General features: G+C 70.0%; 13 protein-coding genes. 6 read left to right on the top strand and 7 right to left on the bottom strand.

Annotated elements, in window-relative coordinates; translation table 11 throughout:
* The first annotated feature begins 7 nt into the window (after nt 1-7).
* The 3 genes from SHK19_RS16910 to SHK19_RS16900 are packed head-to-tail and all read left to right on the top strand — an operon-like array spanning nt 8 to nt 6,211.
* Nucleotides 8-1,195: a glycosyltransferase family 4 protein gene (locus SHK19_RS16910; RefSeq protein ID WP_322936934.1), complete on the top strand. Its 1,188-nt coding sequence runs from the start codon at nt 8-10 to the stop codon at nt 1,193-1,195.
* Complete coding sequence (locus SHK19_RS16905) at nt 1,192-3,960, top strand: PA14 domain-containing protein (protein ID WP_322936933.1); 2,769 nt, start codon at nt 1,192-1,194, stop codon at nt 3,958-3,960. Before SHK19_RS16910 ends, SHK19_RS16905 begins: the two co-directional genes overlap by 4 nt.
* Nucleotides 3,961-3,979: 19 nt before the next feature.
* Entirely contained in the window at nt 3,980-6,211 is a 2,232-nt protein-coding gene (locus tag SHK19_RS16900; protein ID WP_322936932.1) for an oligosaccharide flippase family protein, read from the top strand.
* Here the strand turns inward: SHK19_RS16900 and SHK19_RS16895 are convergent.
* Genes SHK19_RS16895 through SHK19_RS16885 form a run of 3 tightly spaced genes read right to left on the bottom strand, consistent with a single transcriptional unit; the run spans nt 6,197 to nt 9,391 of the window.
* A complete protein-coding gene (locus tag SHK19_RS16895; protein ID WP_322456406.1) occupies nt 6,197-7,048 on the bottom strand; it encodes a sulfotransferase family protein in 852 nt (283 codons plus the stop codon). The genes SHK19_RS16900 and SHK19_RS16895 overlap by 15 nt on opposite strands.
* Entirely contained in the window at nt 7,045-8,466 is a 1,422-nt protein-coding gene (locus tag SHK19_RS16890) for an O-antigen ligase family protein (protein WP_322456407.1), read from the bottom strand. The genes SHK19_RS16895 and SHK19_RS16890 overlap by 4 nt, the downstream gene beginning before the upstream one ends.
* Nucleotides 8,456-9,391 carry a sulfotransferase gene (locus SHK19_RS16885; protein WP_322936931.1) on the bottom strand — a complete coding sequence of 312 codons (936 nt, stop codon included), beginning with the start codon at nt 9,389-9,391 and terminating at the stop codon, nt 8,456-8,458. The genes SHK19_RS16890 and SHK19_RS16885 overlap by 11 nt, the downstream gene beginning before the upstream one ends.
* 143 nt (nt 9,392-9,534) lie before the next feature.
* Here SHK19_RS16885 and SHK19_RS16880 point away from each other — a divergent pair, with 143 nt between their 5' ends.
* A complete protein-coding gene (locus SHK19_RS16880) occupies nt 9,535-10,317 on the top strand; it encodes a hypothetical protein (RefSeq protein ID WP_322456409.1) in 783 nt (260 codons plus the stop codon).
* Here SHK19_RS16880 and SHK19_RS16875 read toward each other — a convergent pair.
* Nucleotides 10,314-11,390, bottom strand: a complete 1,077-nt coding sequence (locus SHK19_RS16875; protein ID WP_322936930.1) for a beta-galactosidase — start codon at nt 11,388-11,390, stop codon at nt 10,314-10,316. The genes SHK19_RS16880 and SHK19_RS16875 overlap by 4 nt on opposite strands.
* Before the next feature lie 112 nt (nt 11,391-11,502).
* On the opposite strand from SHK19_RS16875, the gene SHK19_RS16870 reads away from it, so the two are divergent.
* The gene (locus SHK19_RS16870; RefSeq protein WP_322456411.1) at nt 11,503-12,753 is read left to right on the top strand and encodes a putative glycoside hydrolase; all 1,251 of its coding nucleotides are present in this window, start codon (nt 11,503-11,505) and stop codon (nt 12,751-12,753) included.
* Here the strand turns inward: SHK19_RS16870 and SHK19_RS16865 are convergent.
* On the bottom strand, nt 12,642-13,775 hold the full coding sequence (locus SHK19_RS16865) for a glycosyltransferase (protein ID WP_322936928.1): 1,134 nt from the start codon (nt 13,773-13,775) through the stop codon (nt 12,642-12,644). The genes SHK19_RS16870 and SHK19_RS16865 overlap by 112 nt on opposite strands.
* A gap of 124 nt (nt 13,776-13,899) precedes the next feature.
* Between SHK19_RS16865 and SHK19_RS16860 the strand changes: the two genes are divergently transcribed.
* Nucleotides 13,900-14,268 carry a VOC family protein gene (locus SHK19_RS16860; protein WP_322936927.1) on the top strand — a complete coding sequence of 123 codons (369 nt, stop codon included), beginning with the start codon at nt 13,900-13,902 and terminating at the stop codon, nt 14,266-14,268.
* Here the strand turns inward: SHK19_RS16860 and SHK19_RS16855 are convergent.
* Together SHK19_RS16855 and SHK19_RS16850 are read right to left on the bottom strand one after the other, a co-directional pair.
* Complete coding sequence (locus SHK19_RS16855; protein ID WP_322456414.1) at nt 14,255-14,698, bottom strand: hypothetical protein; 444 nt, start codon at nt 14,696-14,698, stop codon at nt 14,255-14,257. The genes SHK19_RS16860 and SHK19_RS16855 overlap by 14 nt on opposite strands.
* A gap of 32 nt (nt 14,699-14,730) precedes the next feature.
* Nucleotides 14,731-15,609 carry a phosphotransferase enzyme family protein gene (locus SHK19_RS16850; RefSeq protein ID WP_322456415.1) on the bottom strand — a complete coding sequence of 293 codons (879 nt, stop codon included), beginning with the start codon at nt 15,607-15,609 and terminating at the stop codon, nt 14,731-14,733.
* Nucleotides 15,610-15,636: the final 27 nt, after the last annotated feature.

Below are 15,636 nucleotides of genomic sequence, written 5' to 3'. Positions count from 1 at the left end.
GATCGCAATGCTGGGAACCAGGGGTGTCCCGGCCAGCTTCGGCGGGATCGAGCACCACGTCGAAGAGATCGGCAGTCGGCTGGTGGCCCGCGGCCACGAGGTCACCGTCTACTCGCAGAGCAAGTACCTCGGCGCCTCCCGCGTCCAGGAGCACCTCGGCATGCGGGTGGTCCGGGTGCCCACCCTCCCGACGAAGAGCCTGGAGGCCATCGCGCACTCGGCCATGTCGTCCGTCGCCGCGATGACGGGCGGCTACGACGTCGTCCACTACCACGCCGTCGGCCCGGGCCTGATCGCCCCGCTGCCGCGCTACCTCGGTCGCGCCCGCGTCGTACAGACCATCCACGGCCTCGACGGCGAACGCGCCAAGTGGGGAAAGGCCGCCCAGACGATCCTCAACCTGGCGACCTGGATGAGCGCGCGTGTCCCGCACCAGACAGTCACGGTGTCGGGTGCGCTGGCCGACCACTACCGTGCGCGGTACGACCGCTCGTGCGCCACGATCGTCAACGGGGTGACGCCCCGGGTCCACCGGCCGGCCGACATCATCCGGTCCAAGTACGGCCTCCACGACGGCGAGTACGCGCTGTTCGTCGGGCGCCTGGTCCCCGAGAAGCGCCCCGACCTGCTGATCAAGGCGTTCGCCGAGCTCGACACCGACGCCCGTCTCGTGATCGTCGGCGGCTCGAGCTACACCGACAGCTACGTCGACGAGCTGCGCCGCCTGGCGGGCAGGGACGACCGCGTGATCATGCCCGGCTACGTCTACGGCGCCGAGCTCGACGAGCTCTTCACCAACGCCCGGACCTTCGTCCAGCCGTCCGCGCTCGAGGGTCTCCCGCTCACACTGCTGGAAGCCATGGGCAGCGGCACGCCGGTGATCGCCAGCGACATCGCACCGCACCAGGAGGTCGTCGGACGCAGTCGCACCGGCGCCCGCCTGTTCCGCGACGGCGACCTCCACGACCTCGTCGAGGCCCTGCAGTGGGTCGAGAAGGACCCGGCGGCCGAGCGCCGCGCGGCGTCCTTCGACGCGCCCTACGTGGCCCGGAACTTCGACTGGAACGCCTGCGTCGAGCGGCTCGAGGCCGTCTACGCCGGGGACCCCGTGTCCGCCCCTACCCCCGCGCTCGGGGTCCACCGAGCGACCGCACCCCGTGGCTACTCAATGATCAGTAAGGAAAGCGCAGCATGAGTGTTCTGAGATCTCGAGGCCGCCGGTCGGTCGCCTCCTTCGTGGCAGCAATCGCCGTGGCGTCCGGTCTGGTGATGGGGTCGGGCTCGCCCGCACCGGCCGACCAGGACGTCGTGGTGTCACCGACACCGGAGGCGAAGCACCCGCGCGTCCTGGACGGTCGGATCTACGACATCGACAACAAGGGACCCGACGTGCTGGTGGGCGGGACGTTCACCACGATCCGCAACAACGCAAGTGGGTCTCCTAACCTGGCGCAGGGGAAGCTGTTCAAGTTCAGCTCCGACACCGGGTTGATCGACCAGTCCTTCAACCCGGTGTTCAACGGCAACGTCGAGGCGGTCACCTACACCGAGGACGGCCAGGGGATCCTGGTCGCCGGCGCATTCACGACCATCGACGGGCAGCCGGCTCAGCGGATCGCGAAGCTGCACCTCAACGGCACGCTGGACACCAGCTTCACCGCGAGCGCCGGGACGACGGTCAAGGACTTCGCACTCGTGGGCGACCGACTGATCCTCGGCGGTGAGTTCGGCAAGGTCAACAACCAGACCGTTCGCGGACTGGCGGCGATCGACCCCGACACCGGGGCGTACGACAACTCCTTCAACCTCCCGATCAGCGAGTCGCGCGACGCGTACGCGCCCTACGTCCTCGACCTCGATGCGTCTCCCGACGGCAACTGGCTCGTCATCGGCGGAAACTTCAAGAAGGTGGGCGGGTTGACCCGCTACCAGGTCGCGGTCATCGATCTCTCCGGCGCCAGCCCGAAGGTCGCGCCGTGGTCGACCGACATGTACGAGCGCCAGTGCGCCTCGGTCTACAACGACACCTGGATCCGCGGCATCGACATCTCGCCGGACAGCAAGTGGTTCGTGGTCAACACGACCGGCGCCTTCTTCGGCAACAACACCCTGTGCGACACCACGGCGCGGTGGGAGCTGCCCCCGACGAAGACCGGCGGTGGCCTGGAGCCGACCTGGGTCGCCCACTCCGGTGGCGACACCCACTGGGCCGTCGAGGTCACCGAGTCCGCGATCTACGTCGGCGGCCACCAGCGGTGGGCCAACAACCCCAACCCGTCGCCCGGAGGCGACAACGACGGCCCCGGTGCGGTGGTGCGATACGGCATCCATGCGCTCGACCCGTACTCGGGCGTCCCGCTGTCGTGGAACCCGAGCCGTGACCCGCGAGGACGCGGCATCGAGGCGTTCCACGCCACCGACGACTACCTGATGGCCGGCTACGACACCATCAGGTGGAACGGACAGCTGCGGGAGCGGCTGGCGATGCTTCCGGTGGCCGGTGGCACCGCCAACCCGGTCCCCCAGAACGTCCCGTTGCCGGTCAACTTCTTCTACACGACCAGCGGCAACTCCATGAACCGGATGCCGTTCGACGGCGCGAACTTCGGGTCGGTCACGACGGTCAGCGGTCCGTTGCAGGACGGCGTCAACTGGAGCGGCACCCGGGACGGGTTCGTCCAGCACGGCCGATTGAACTACTACGGGCCGGCGCAGGCGTTCTACTCCCGGTCGTTCAACGGCACGACAGTCGGCAGCTCGGTGACCAACCTGTCCACGTCGGTCGGGTACGTCGACGCCACCCACAACCTCACGCCCTACGACCAGCCCTGGGGTGTCGCCGAGACCCGCTCGGCGGCGTTCAAGGACGGCAGGGTCCTCTACACCAGGACGAACAGCTCCACCCTCTTCTGGCGCGGGCACTCGCTGCAGAGCGGGATCCTCGGGGGACAGGAGTTCGTTGCCTCGTCCAAGGACTGGAGCGGTGCCCGGGCCCTGGAGTTCGTGGGTGACTGGCTGTACGCCGCGTGGAGCGACAACCGGCTCTACCGGTTCTACGCGCCCGACGGCCTCCCCCAGTGGGGCACGCGGACGCTGGTCAGCGACGGTCTCACCTCGGGCATTCCTTGGGCGCTGATGACCAGCCTGATCGCGACGCCGATCAGCGGTGGCTCGATGCCGCCGGCTCCGCCGACGCCGCCCAACTGCACCGGCGGGTCGCCGTGGAACGTCAGCTTCTTCGCCAACCGGACGCTGTCCGGCGCTCCGGCGGTGGTCGGCTGCGACGACGTGATCAACGAGGCCTGGGGCAACGGATCCCCGAACAGCGAGATCCCGTCCGACCAGTTCTCGGCCCGGTACACGCGCAACCTGACCCTGGCCGAGACGGCGCAGGTCAAGGTGACGGCGAACTCCGACGACGGAGTCCGGGTCTGGATCGACGGCGAGCGGGTCATCAACACCTGGACCGATGGTGTCTTCAACGGGCTGACCGGCACCTCGCCCACGCTCGAACCCGGCAACCACAAGGTGGTCGTCGAGCACTACGAGAACGGAGGCGGCGCCTTCCTCGCCGTGGCTCTGGAGATCATCCCGGCCACCCCACCGCCCGGGCCCGACACGGTCGCACCGGACGCGACGATCACCACGCCGGCGAAGAACTCCACGGTGCCGGCCGGCACCGTGACCTCGACCGGCACGGCGACCGACAACGTCGGCGTCAACCAGGTCAGGGTCGGGGTCCGCAACCGCACGACCAACCAGTGGCTGCAGGCCGACGGCACGTGGGGATCGACGTACGCCTACCGCCTGGCTTCACTGAGCAGTCCGAACGCCACGTCGACCAACTGGTCGATCAACGTCAACCTTCCCGCCGGAAACTACGCGTTCGACGCACGAGCTCGCGACGCTGCTGGCAACCTTGACGGCAGCGCGGCGTGGCAGCCGTTCGTCGCGTCGTGACCGGAGGGCGGAACCAGGGGTGAGCACGAAGCAGGGCACCGGCAGCCTGGCCGTCGATGGGCGGCGCACCATCGCCGGTGCCGTGATCAGCAACGCCGCGACCTTCCTCGTGGCGTTGCTGATCGCGCGCCTCTCGGGAGAGGCGCTGCTCGGTGCCTTCGCGATCCTGTTCGCGCTGCGGGCCATCCTCGCGCTGGTCTGCGGACTCGGCATGCGGATCGCGATGACCAAGTTCGTCGCCGCCAGCCGGGCTCGCGGCGACTACGCGAGCCTCCGCGGAGCAGTGCGCCTCGGCGTGGGTGTGCCGGTCGGCGCGGCGGTGCTGGCCGGGATCGGGCTCGCCCTCCTGGCGCCGGTGCTCGCCGAGCAGGTCTTCGGCGCCGCGTCGATGACGGGCCCGATGCGTGTCGTCGCCGTCAGCCTGCCGTTCGCCGTGCTCATGGACGTCACCCTGGCGGCCACCCAGGGCTTCCGGTCGATGCGGGCGTTCGCCCGGATCGGCCTGATCCTCGAGCCTCTCTGCCGGCTCGGCTTCGCCGCGGTGTCCCTCGTCGCAGGCTGGGGGTTGATGGGCCTCGCCGGCGGTCTGCTCGCTGCCAGCGTGATCGGCGGCACCAGCGGAGCCGTCGTGCTGTCGCGGCGGATCCGGGACCTCCCCGACGCCCGCCCCGTCTACCCGTGGCGCAACCTCGCGAGGTTCGCCGGGGTCAGCTGGGTGGCGTCGATGGCGACCCAGGGAATCCTGTGGGTCGACGTGGTGCTGCTGGGCGCCATGGTCGCCGCCGCGGAGGTGGGCGTCTACCAGGTGGCCACGCGGGCAGTGATGGCGTGCATGATCGTGATCACCCCGCTGACCGCGTCCATGGCCCCCCGGATCGCGCACCACTGGGAGACGCGCGAGCTGGAGCAGGTCAGTGACGACTACGGCTTCGTCGTCCGGTGGACCTGGCGGCTCACGATCGTCCCGCTCACCGTGGTCTTCGGAGCACCCGCCGCGGTCCTCGCCTGCTTCGGCCCGGGCTTCTCCGACGGCGTGATCGTGATCCTCATCCTGGGAGCGGGCGCCCTGGTGGAGGCATTGGCCGCGCCGTCCGCGGTCCTCCTCAACCAGACCGGTCACAACCGGCTGAACATGCGGATCAACCTCAGCGCACTCGTAGGGAACATCCTGCTCAACCTCGCGCTGATCCCGGTCTACGGCATCGCCGGTGCGGCCGTGGCCTGGCTGGTCACCCTCCTGTTCTCAGGTCTGGTCCGGATCGCGGTCGTCCGACACCTGGTCACCCATGAATGGCCGCTGCGCCGGCCGCACCTGGTCTCCGCCGGTGCCGCCTTGCTCGCCCTCGTGCTGATCCGGCTGATGACGGCGACGACGGCGCTGGACGCGCTCGTGACCCTCGCCCTGGCGGCGGGGATCGTGGTCCTGGTCTACCCGGCGGTGGTCCTCAGGTCCGGACTGGTGAAGGACGAGCGCAAGGCAGCCCGCTCGCTGCTGGTGCGCGCCCGGCGGGAGCTCAGTGTGCGGGTGCCCGTCCTCCGTCGTTGGGTTAACCGGTGGCGGGTACGGCGGCTGCGGCCCGGCGCGGAGCCGATCCCCGTCGACCAGCTGATCAGCCCGCACCGGTCCGACATCCTCGCGCGCAAGGCGGTGTTCGACCTCGCCGCCGAGCACCGCGACATCCTCGACTCCGAGGAGTTCTTCGAGCTCGCGAGCCAGAGCCTGTACGGGACCTGGTTCCGCAAGATCGTCGTGCCAGGCCTCGGGCTCGCGGGCGTCTCCGAGCAGGAGCAGGTGACCCTGTTCCGGCAGGCGGTGTCCCGTGTCGCACACCTCTTCACCAGCTTCGAGGCCAACGGCTTCGACACCCAGCACCCGATCACGGTTGCTCGGATCCCCGCCGGGACGAAGATCGCCGGCCGGTCGCTGGCGGAGGACCGGTGGGTGCCGGTGGACGGCTGTCACCGCCTGGCCCTGCTCGTCCGGTCCGGTCTCTCGCACATCCCGGTCGACCACTACGTCATCGACCCGGACGGCGACTGCCGGCACAACACGGCGCGGATGAGCGAGGCGCTCGAGCGCACCGAGAGCGAGGTCGTCGCGTTCCTGGCACGGGGCCTGTGCCGGCCCGGTAACGCGGTCACGACCTGGGACGAGCTCCTCGACGCTCTCGAGCTCCCCGCGAACCGGGCACACCTGGAGGACTGGCCGGAGGCGCAGCGCTACAGCCGTGCGGTCTCAGTCAGCCCATGAGGGCGCGTGCCCGAGGAGCCCCTCGAGCCGAGCGACGTCGTCGGCGACCGCCGCTCGGATCATCTCCGCCGCGTCGGCCGGGACGGCGCTCGCCGTCTGTCCCTTGAAGGTCTCGTAGGAGGCCATCGGCACCGGGTCGAGCGACAGGTGGGCGAACACGGCGTCCATCGTCGACCGCGGGTCGGCGAACAGCTGCTCGCTCTCGATGACGAGGACCTGCTCCGGGTCGAAGGACGACCGCAGCCGGACCAGCTGCTCGGCGTACCGGCTCCTGGCGACATAGCTGAAGTGGCGGTGGTTGTGGCCCCAGGTCTGCGGATCGGGCTCGGCCAGCCGGTCGCTCTCGGCGGCGAAGGCTGCCGCGAAGTCGAGGGTCTCGAAGCCGCGGACCACTTCGTAGCGGTAGTGCGACCAGGCGCGCTCGACCGGATCCCGGAGCACGAAGATCAGCCGTGCGTCCGGGACGTCGGCCGCGATCCGCTGCGCGGACTCCGGGTGGAACGCGTAGTAGGGGCTCGACTCGCCGAGGATCGGGCGCTGTCCGAGCTTGCGTTCGAGCCGGTCGACCGTGGACACCGGTAGCAGCTGCTGGCGGAACCACTCCGGGCCGCGGGAGTAGTTGACGTCGTAGTAGCGACATCCCTTCTCGACCAGGCCGCGCAGCACCAGAGGGTGAGCGTTGATGTACTCGTCCAGCGAGGTGGTACCGGCGCGCTTGGCGCCGACGATGAAGTAGCGCGGCAGCTCCCGCGGACCGGGTCGTAGCCGGTAGCCCGCGCGTCGCAAGCGATGCAACGCGCGCCGACGCCGCGGTGCGAGCAGGTGGCCGCCGCTCATGACCCGGTCCAGCGGTCGGACAGCCGGGTGCGGAGCGTGCCGGGAGTACGTCGAGCGCGGACGAGGGCGAGCCTCGGGGCGTGGGCGACCCAGGACACCGCGGCCAGGGCGGGCAACACCACCCAGAGCGTGGTCAGGTTCTCCAACAGGTTCTCGCCGCTCGACGCGACGATGAACGCGACGGAGTAGCCGAACAGGGCGACGGTGACGCCATGGACGAGAGGCTCGACAGGGAGCGCTGGATCGATGACCCGTCTGGTGGCGCGGTAGCCGGTGACGACGGCTGCACCGAGGAACCAGAGATAGACGGCGAAGCCGACCAGCCCCATCTCGACGAGGACGAGCAGGAAGTCGTTGTGCGGGTCCTTGCCGGTGCGGCGCAGGGTCTCGTCGAGCCCGATCCCCGTGACCGGAGACTCCCGGACCATCGGCAGCACCTCGGTCCAGTGCTCGAAGCGCCAGGTCAGAGAGCTCTCGGTACGGGTGTCTGCCGGGTCGGGAACCACCGACGTCACTCGCTCCGTCACCGACGGCACGAACGCGACCAGCAGCACGGGGAGGACGATCGCGCCGAGGAGCAGCCTGCGGTCGAGGACGGCCCCGACGATCACGATCCCGACGATCGCGGCGATCCAGGCGCCGCGGGTCTCGGTCATCAGGAGCTCGGCACCCAGGATCACCGCGAGGGCGCACATGGCGACGCGGGCGCGGCCCTTGGCGTGGGTGGCCATCGCGACCGCGACCAGCAGGATCGGGACCAGGAAGTGGCCGAAGTTGTTGGAGAGGAAGAACACGGACTTGAGGGCGGCGATGCCGTCCTTCTCGTGGGAGACCGTCACACCGACCAGTCCCAGCAGCGGGTAGAGCACCGGGACCACGGCACTCGCCGCGAGGGTGCCGATCAGGTGGACGACCGACATCCGGCCGGTCGTGAGGAGGATGACGAGGACCAGGTAGACGGCGGCACCCGCCGCGATCCCGGTCGCGGTCGGGATCGATTCCATCGGGAACGGACTGCTCACCGCCGAGAGCGCAGCGACGACCACCAGGCCGAGGACGGGAAGGGTGAGCGGCTCCTTCAGCCGCGGGACCAGCTCCACGCGGTGGATCAGCAGCCAGCCGATGCAGATGAGCAACATGCCCACCCCGAGGATCTCCGGAATGCCGACACCCTCGTTGGCGGTGAGGTCAGCGATCGGCCGGAGCACGAGAGCGGCCGAGATGAGCCATGCGAACGAGCGTCGGGCGATGACGAGAGCGGCGGTCGCCAGGACCAGGGCGGCGACCCCGATCGCCGCGGTACGCAGGTGTCCGAGGCCGGTCACGAGCCCCGCCCCGGCGACGACGAGCGCGATCGTCACCACGACCGTTCCGAGGACGGTCGCGGACTGCACGGGCCGGGCGGAGTCAGTAGCCATGTCGCCGCCGGTGGGACGTCGTGAGCGTGGAAACCATCAGCCGGTCGCGGGTGGGGAGCTCGGACCTCCACGCGGTGTCGGCGCGGAGGGAGATCGGGCCCGACCGCAGCCGGTTGGGGTTGCCCGCGGCGGCATGGGACGTGCGGAGGTCGAGCGTGCCGTCGCGGACGAACCCGATCTCGGGTGCGCACCCGGCGAAGGTGGCGACCCGTTCCAGGATCGCTGCCGGGTCGGCGACGAAGTCCTCGTAACGCACGTCGATGACGTCGACTCCTCGCTTCCTAAAGGCGATGTCGACGCTGATCGTGGAATGGAGCCACATCGCGGCAGCCTTGCCGGGGTGGAAGCGCTCCATCTCGCCGGCGTACCCCGGAGCCGCCTGAGAGGCGACCTCGCGCTGCCAGGAGTACGCCACGGCCCGCGGATCACGCACCAGATGGACGGGCTTGACGTCGAGCATCGGGCTGCGTCCGAGCAGGGCCCCGAAGGTCGCGATCTTGGACGAGTCGACGATGGTCGTGGCGCCGCTCGCCTCGGCGAGGTTGGCGACCAACCGACCGTGCAGGTCGATCAGCTTCGTGGCCTCGGGGCTCGTGCCGCCACTGGCCCACCAGCGGACCCGGCGCCGGCGGACGAGGTCGGTCAGCGCGGCATCGAGGCGAAGTGCCTCGTCACGGTCCGGGACGGTCCCGAACGTCTTCTCCAGGGCCGGCTGCCACACGGGGCACTCGACCACCGGCGCGAGGCAGGCGCAGGTGCCGCGCTCGGCGATCCCGCGCCGCAGCAGGAACCTGATCTCGCCCGCGCTCAGTGCGCCGGGCAGGCTGCCGATGGCGTTGCCGAGAAGGGTCGATCCGCTCCGCCCGGTGCCGGTCAGGTAGATCACCCGGACCGGCGCACGACCGAAGTGGCCTTCGCTGGCCATCGCGCCCCCAATGCTTGTCGCCCGGACTCGAACCCCACCCGCCTGGCTGGCGGTACTCTAATGCGAACTTCGACTCCCGAAGTATCGTCGGTCGACCGGGCGCGCGTCAGCCATTCGCGTCATCGCTAGTTCAAGGGGAACGCATGCCGAAGGCTCAGCCGTTGACGCCAGGAGCCGGCGCCACCGTCGTCCGGCTGTGGTGGGTCGTCGTGCTCGCGGCGTTGATCGGCGGTGCAGTGGCCTACGCCGCCGCGGACCGCAGCACCACCGACCGGATCTACGGAGTCGTCAACATCCGGCCGGTTGCGACGGTGGCGAACGACCGGGTCGACCTGGTCGAGGACCTCGACGCGGCACTCACCCTGCCGTCGGTCCTCCAAGGTCCTGCCGAAGAAGCCGACATGAGCGTGTCCGAGCTGAGGCAGGACCTGACCGTCCAGCCGCTGGGTGAGACCAGCTTCGTCCGGGTCGGCGTCATCGTGCACGACGGTGACGAGGCTGCCGCCGAGGAAGTGCTCCGGGCCGTGGTCGCCTCCGCCGCAACGTTCATGTCCGGCGAGAACTCCGGCGCCGTTGCCGATGACGCGCTCGAGACCCAGCTGCAGTTCGCCACCCAGCGCGAGGCAGCCCTCGAGGTCGCCCTCGCCTCGACGCCGGAGAACTCGCCCGCGCGCGAGGGGCTCGAGGTGGAGCGCGAGGCAGCCCGGCAACACCGCCAACGGGTCGAGGAACGCGTTGCCGCACAGGAGGAAGCCCGGGCCGCGAACCGGGTCGTCCTGCCCCTGACCATGCAGGGGGCGGACCTGACCTCCGGCGGCTCGGACACCCAGGTCCGGCGCGCGGCCGCCGGTGCCGCCGTCGGCGCCCTGGTCGCGGTCGTCGTCGTCGCCGGGCTCAGCCTCCTCGGTCGGCGCCGTACGCCTTAGCCGTCATCGCTCGACACCGGACAGTTGTCGACGAGTGCTTCGTGCACCTCCTGGCGCTCGTCCTCGGACAGCTGCTGGAACGCGGCGTACTCGAGGTAGCAGGCACCCATGTCGACGCCCGCCCACACGGCGACACTCATCGAGCCGTCGTTGAGCGTGAGCTGCCAGCCGTGAGGAGTCTCGGCCGTCGGCAGGCCCGCCAGGTAGCAGTGCCAGCTCTCGGCCGTCTCTGCGGACTCGCCGGGGACGGGACACACCTCGTCGTCGGGGCCCAGGCCGTGGTCCTCGAGGACCAGTCGGCCAGGGTAGGTCGCTCGCAGCTCGTTGAGGAGGTCGCGCTCGGCCTCCCAGGACCGGCCGTCCGTGAACTCCCAGGCACCGTGGCCGGCCAGCGAGACGCGGGTCCGGGTGAAGGACGACATCATCGCGTCGGTCGATCCGAAGATGCATTCCTCGTGGTTCTCGGCGGTCAGGCCTGCCTCCTCCAACAGCATCAGGGAACGCTCGTCGACGCCGAGGATGAAGGGTTCGGCGTACGCCGTCGAGCACGCGCTGTTGGCGACGTCGACGACCTGCGGGTCCTCTTCGTAGCGGCGCGCCACCTCCTCCATCAGGACGGAGTAGTGGTCCAGGAACGACTCGTTCCAGAACTTGGCGGTGCAGCCGGTCGCGCCGTTCTCGGTCGACGGGTGCACCGTGATGCAGCCGCCGGTCGCCTGCTTCAGCCAGTACGGCGCGTCGCGGCCGGTCCGGACCCGCAGGCGGAACCTGATGTCCGGGTGCTCGGTGAGGACCTCGTCGATCGCCGAGAAGTCGAAGCTGCCCTGGTCGGGCTCCACCTCGGCCCAGGTCGTGGTGATCGTCCCGAACTCCGCGTAGGGGACGGTGACCAGGGCGGGAGGCTCGGTCACCACCAGCCCGGAAAGGGCGGGCTTGAGCCCGGCGGCGGCGTCGCCGGACGGCGCGGCGCCTCCTTCTCGAGGGTCGTCGTCCGGCGAGCACCCCGCACCGAGTGCGGCACCACAGGCGAGCGCACACAGGCCGGAGACCAGTCGCGTACTCAGATTTCGCAAGGCCGTCCTTTCCCAGGCGGTCCTCACACCGTAGACAACTCGTCGTGGCATGGATTCGGGCAGTGCTGGTCTAGGGTGTCCGGGGCCTGGGGGGATGTGACCGGGAGGGTCGATGAGACACAGACGAAGCCGCGCGCTCCTGAAGCGCGCGACAGCAGCAACGGTGGCGGTGTTCGCCGCCTCGATCTTGACCGCTCCGGCGGTCGGCTCGGCGGAGCCCGCACGGCCGGGCGCGCCGCCGAAGCCGGGTGGCGTCGCACTGACGTGGGCACCGACCCACATGTCCCTCGTGCACGACTACTCGCGGGCCAGAGCGATCAGGATCGCCAAGCGACACGATCTGGTGACAGCGGCTCCCGCTGCGTTCGGCGACCACGTCCGTGCTATGCGGCGCGCCAACCCGGACCTGACGATCCTCGCCTACGAGAACGGCACCTTGGCGAAGGAGCACAAGGTGCGCCACCTGCGTGAGTCGGCGTTCGCACACGACTCCGACGGACGCCGGATCACGTCGCGCATCTGGGGAAGCACGCTGATGTCGAACACGAGCCCCGTCTGGCAACGGTGGGTCGATGGCGAGTGCCGCGACCGCGTGGCTATGGCCAGGTACGACGGGTGCCTCATGGATTCGATGGGACTGGGCATCTTCTCGCCTGACCAGAAGTTCACCGGGATCCCGGTCAACCCGTCCACGGGTGTGAAGTACACCCAGCGGCAGTACCGCAAGGCGCAGGCCGAGCATGCCGCCGCGCTCCGCGCCAGGTCTCCCGGTCTTGTCCACGTGTTCAACGTCGTTTCGAACGACTACCGGTATTGGCGCGACCCGGTGCAGTCCCGGCCTCTCGCCCTCGGACTACCTGCGGTGCTGATGGAGAACTTCCTGCGGGGCTCCGCGACGGACGTTGGTGACTTCCCGGACAGAGCGCAGTGGCTGCGGAACGTCGCGGTCATCCGGGACCTCGAGAAGCACAACGTCGCCGGCCTGTTCTCGGTCAAGCTGTGGGTCGACCACACTGACGCCCAGGCAGCACGCTGGCAGGCGTACGGGATGGCGTCCTTCCTCATGGCCGCGAAGGGCAACTCGTACTTCGTCTTCACCCGCTCCCGCGACCGGGCCGGAGCGACAGGAGCGAACGCACCGTACTCGATGCCCAACCGTCTCGGACCGCCGGAAGGAGAGATGGTGCGCACCGGCAACGGGATCTACAAGCGTCGGTTCAGGAACGGCCTGGCGTTCGTGAACCCCGGCAGTCAGACCGTGCGGGTGAGACTGCCGTCGGCCCTGCGCCGCCTCGACGGTTCGACCGTGACGTCGTTCCGGTTGCCCCCCAAGAGCGGCGAGGTCGTGGTCGAGCCCCGGTAGTAGGAGCCCACCAGCTCGTCGACGGCGTCGACCCAGGTACGGCGCGCGACGTGGGTGCGGGCCGCCTGGCCGAGGAGACCGCGGTGACGGTCGCCAGCGACGGCGGCGACAGCTCGGCGCAGGTCGCGGTGGTCGGCGGGGTCGTAGAGAACACCGGTCTCGAGGTGGCGGACGACGTCGGCAGCGCCGCCCGAGCGGGGTGCTACGACCGGGACGCCCGAGGCCGCGGCCTCGCGCAGGGCGTGGCAGTCCGTCTCGTGCTCGCCGGGGTGGAAGAGGACGTCCAGGGTCGGTAGCGCGACGGTCAGGTCGCCGGTGTGGAGCGGGCCGGTGAACCGGGCGGCCGGCAGCCGCCTCTCCAGCCAGTCCCGCTCCGGTCCGTCACCGATCACCACGAGCCGGACCCCCTGAAGTGCCGCGAGGTCGGCGAGGCGGCGTACGCCGTTGCGCTTGTGGAGGCTGCCGACATAGCCGACGACCACCTGTGGGCCGTCCTTCGACCGGGCGCGCGACCACGAGTCGTACAGCCACGGGTCGCGTAGCCTGGGCGTGAACGCGAGCGGGTCCACACCCGGCTGCCACAGCGCGGCGTCCGCGCCGAGCTCGGCGACCCGGCCGACCATCCAGGGCGCCGTGACGAGCAACGTGTCCGCGCGTTCGGCGACCTTGGCCCGCCAGTAGTCGGCGGCCAGGTCGAGGATCGGCGACTGCTCGACGACGAGCGTCGGGACGCCAGTGCGGCGCGCGTGCTTGAGTGCCTTGCGACCGACGAACCGCGGCGAGACGGCGTGGACCAGGTCCGGCTCGAACCCGTCGATGGCGGCCCTGATCTGCCCACCGGTCGGCTCGAGGGGGCGCACCCGCACCACCTCGCAGCCGCGGTACGACGCCAAGCCGGGGCCCGGCGCGAGGATCCGGACGGTGTGGCCGAGATCGACCAGCCGGTCGGCCGTGGCCTTCAGCGTGGTCGTGGTGCTGTCGACGGCCGGGTAGAAGGTCTCCGTCACCAGTGCGATCCGCATGGTCCCAACCTGGGCGGGCGACCTTTCAGGTTGCCCATCCGGTGGTGGATGTCCGGTGAACGCCTGGGGTCCGAGCTCGGCAGGGCCTGTCGCGCTGTCGGTGGCCTTGCCTAGGTTGTCCGCCATGGATATCAAGCTCGAGCTGGTGGCCGTGCCCGTGAGCGATGTCGATCGGGCGAAGGAGTTCTACGAGCGGGCGGGGTTCGTGGTCGATCACGACCACACCGTCAGCGACGAGGTCAGGTTCGTGCAGCTGACCCCGCCGGGGTCGGCCTGCTCGATCGCGATCGGGAAGGGCCTGACGACGATGGAGCCCGGTTCGCTCGACAACATGCAGGCGGTGATCGCCGACGCCGACGCGGCGCACGCCGACCTCACCGAGCGCGGCATCGACGTCAGTCCCGTCGACGACCAGCAGTGGGGGCGCTTCGTCTACTTCGCCGACCCCGACGGCAACCGGTGGTCGCTCCAACAGCTGCCTAACTGGGGCTGACCGGTCCGGCGTCGTCGCCGAGGGTGTGCAGCGGCAGGTCGCCACGTGAGATCGACGCGGCCAGCTGCCGGATCCGCTCGCTGCTGGCGGCCCAGTCGCCGGCGTGCTCCTCGTAGTACGGCGTGAAGCCACGCCGCACCTCGACCACCCAGTGCCGGCCGAAGGCCATCCGAGCGACCGCGAGGAACGGGACCAGTAGCAGGAGCACCGCGAATTCGATCGCTGCCAGCACCGTCAGGACCACCGCGACCGCGATGACCGGGGCGAAGATGACGAGCACCACGAGCGTGATGGCGCCGCTCACCGGGTCGTCGCCGGCCGGCAGGCTGGGGACCAGGTCCCACGCCTTGCCCGCCCCGCGGACCCGCCGGCGCCACGGCAGCCAGCGCCGGGTGACGCGCCACTTCTCGTCGTTGTAGCTGACCTTCATGGGCAGGATGATGCCGGAACGACCGGCGGACTCTAGCCCGCACCAGGGCCGAGCGCGACGATTCGTCTCCGGGCGTCGCTGAGGCCCTTGTGGTTCTCGGCCTGATCGATCCCTCCCGTGAGGTCGTTGACGGCCAGCCGACGAGCGAAGTACGCGCCTTGGACGGCCTCGCGGAAACGTCGGAACGCATCGAGGTACTGCATCTCTTGCGCGGCGAGCGGACCGTGGGACTGGTAGGTGTCGAGGAACGCCGTGGCCCGGTCTGGTCCGCCCAGGTACATGACTGCAGACGCGACGTCGTACAGGACCGGCCCCTTCCGCGCTCCGGTCCAATCGATCAGGCCGGTCACTCCCGTGCTGTCGTCGTGGATGAACGCCTCCGGCGCCGGATCCGTGTGCAACTGCGACCAGGTGACCTTCAGCTGTGCGGTCTCCGCTCGTACCGCCCCGATGGCAGTGGTGAGCCAGGGATGAGCCTCGACACCTGGCAACTGCGGTGAGATCCAGTCTGTTGCGAAGGCAGCTGTGCTCGGTCCACTGGCTGGCCCGCTGGCGGCGTGGATACCGGCCAACGTGCGGGCCATCCAGCGTTGCTCTTCAGCGGTTTCGCCGTCCAGCTCGCGGCCGGACACGCGCTCGAGGAGGGCCAGAGGCGGCTCAGTACACGCGATCCTTCCGTCCCGGGTGGGGACGGGTCGTCCCGTCACGAACCCCGCATCAGCGAGCGCTGCGGCGACCTCGCAGCCTGAGACCAGATCCGCCAGCGCAGCAGGCGACACTGACTTGGCTACATAGGTTGCGCCCTGGTGGTCCACGAGCCAGGTCTCCGAGTTCATCCCGCCGCCCAGCCGGCTGACACGGGCGTCGGCTACGCCCCAGAACCGCTCGAGCAGCTCGGTCGGGTCAGTCACGCGTGACACCTTCTCACCGAGATGGAC

This window comes from Nocardioides bizhenqiangii (assembly GCF_034661235.1).
In the GTDB taxonomy this organism is placed as follows: Bacteria; Actinomycetota; Actinomycetes; order Propionibacteriales; family Nocardioidaceae; genus Nocardioides; species Nocardioides bizhenqiangii.
This window is presented reverse-complemented; position numbering and strand designations above follow the sequence as displayed.

Excerpts from the sequence above, each read along its gene's own strand:
- SHK19_RS16910 (WP_322936934.1), top strand. The coding sequence starts at position 8 with ATGCTGGGAACCAGGGGTGTCCCGGCCAGCTTCGGCGGGATCGAGCAC.
- SHK19_RS16905 (WP_322936933.1), top strand. The coding sequence starts at position 1,192 with ATGAGTGTTCTGAGATCTCGAGGCCGCCGGTCGGTCGCCTCCTTCGTG.
- SHK19_RS16895 (WP_322456406.1), bottom strand. The coding sequence starts at position 7,048 with ATGAGCGGCGGCCACCTGCTCGCACCGCGGCGTCGGCGCGCGTTGCAT.
- SHK19_RS16890 (WP_322456407.1), bottom strand. The coding sequence starts at position 8,466 with ATGGCTACTGACTCCGCCCGGCCCGTGCAGTCCGCGACCGTCCTCGGA.
- SHK19_RS16885 (WP_322936931.1), bottom strand. The coding sequence starts at position 9,391 with ATGGCCAGCGAAGGCCACTTCGGTCGTGCGCCGGTCCGGGTGATCTAC.
- SHK19_RS16880 (WP_322456409.1), top strand. The coding sequence starts at position 9,535 with ATGCCGAAGGCTCAGCCGTTGACGCCAGGAGCCGGCGCCACCGTCGTC.
- SHK19_RS16870 (WP_322456411.1), top strand. The coding sequence starts at position 11,503 with ATGAGACACAGACGAAGCCGCGCGCTCCTGAAGCGCGCGACAGCAGCA.
- SHK19_RS16865 (WP_322936928.1), bottom strand. The coding sequence starts at position 13,775 with ATGCGGATCGCACTGGTGACGGAGACCTTCTACCCGGCCGTCGACAGC.
- SHK19_RS16860 (WP_322936927.1), top strand. The coding sequence starts at position 13,900 with ATGGATATCAAGCTCGAGCTGGTGGCCGTGCCCGTGAGCGATGTCGAT.
- SHK19_RS16855 (WP_322456414.1), bottom strand. The coding sequence starts at position 14,698 with ATGAAGGTCAGCTACAACGACGAGAAGTGGCGCGTCACCCGGCGCTGG.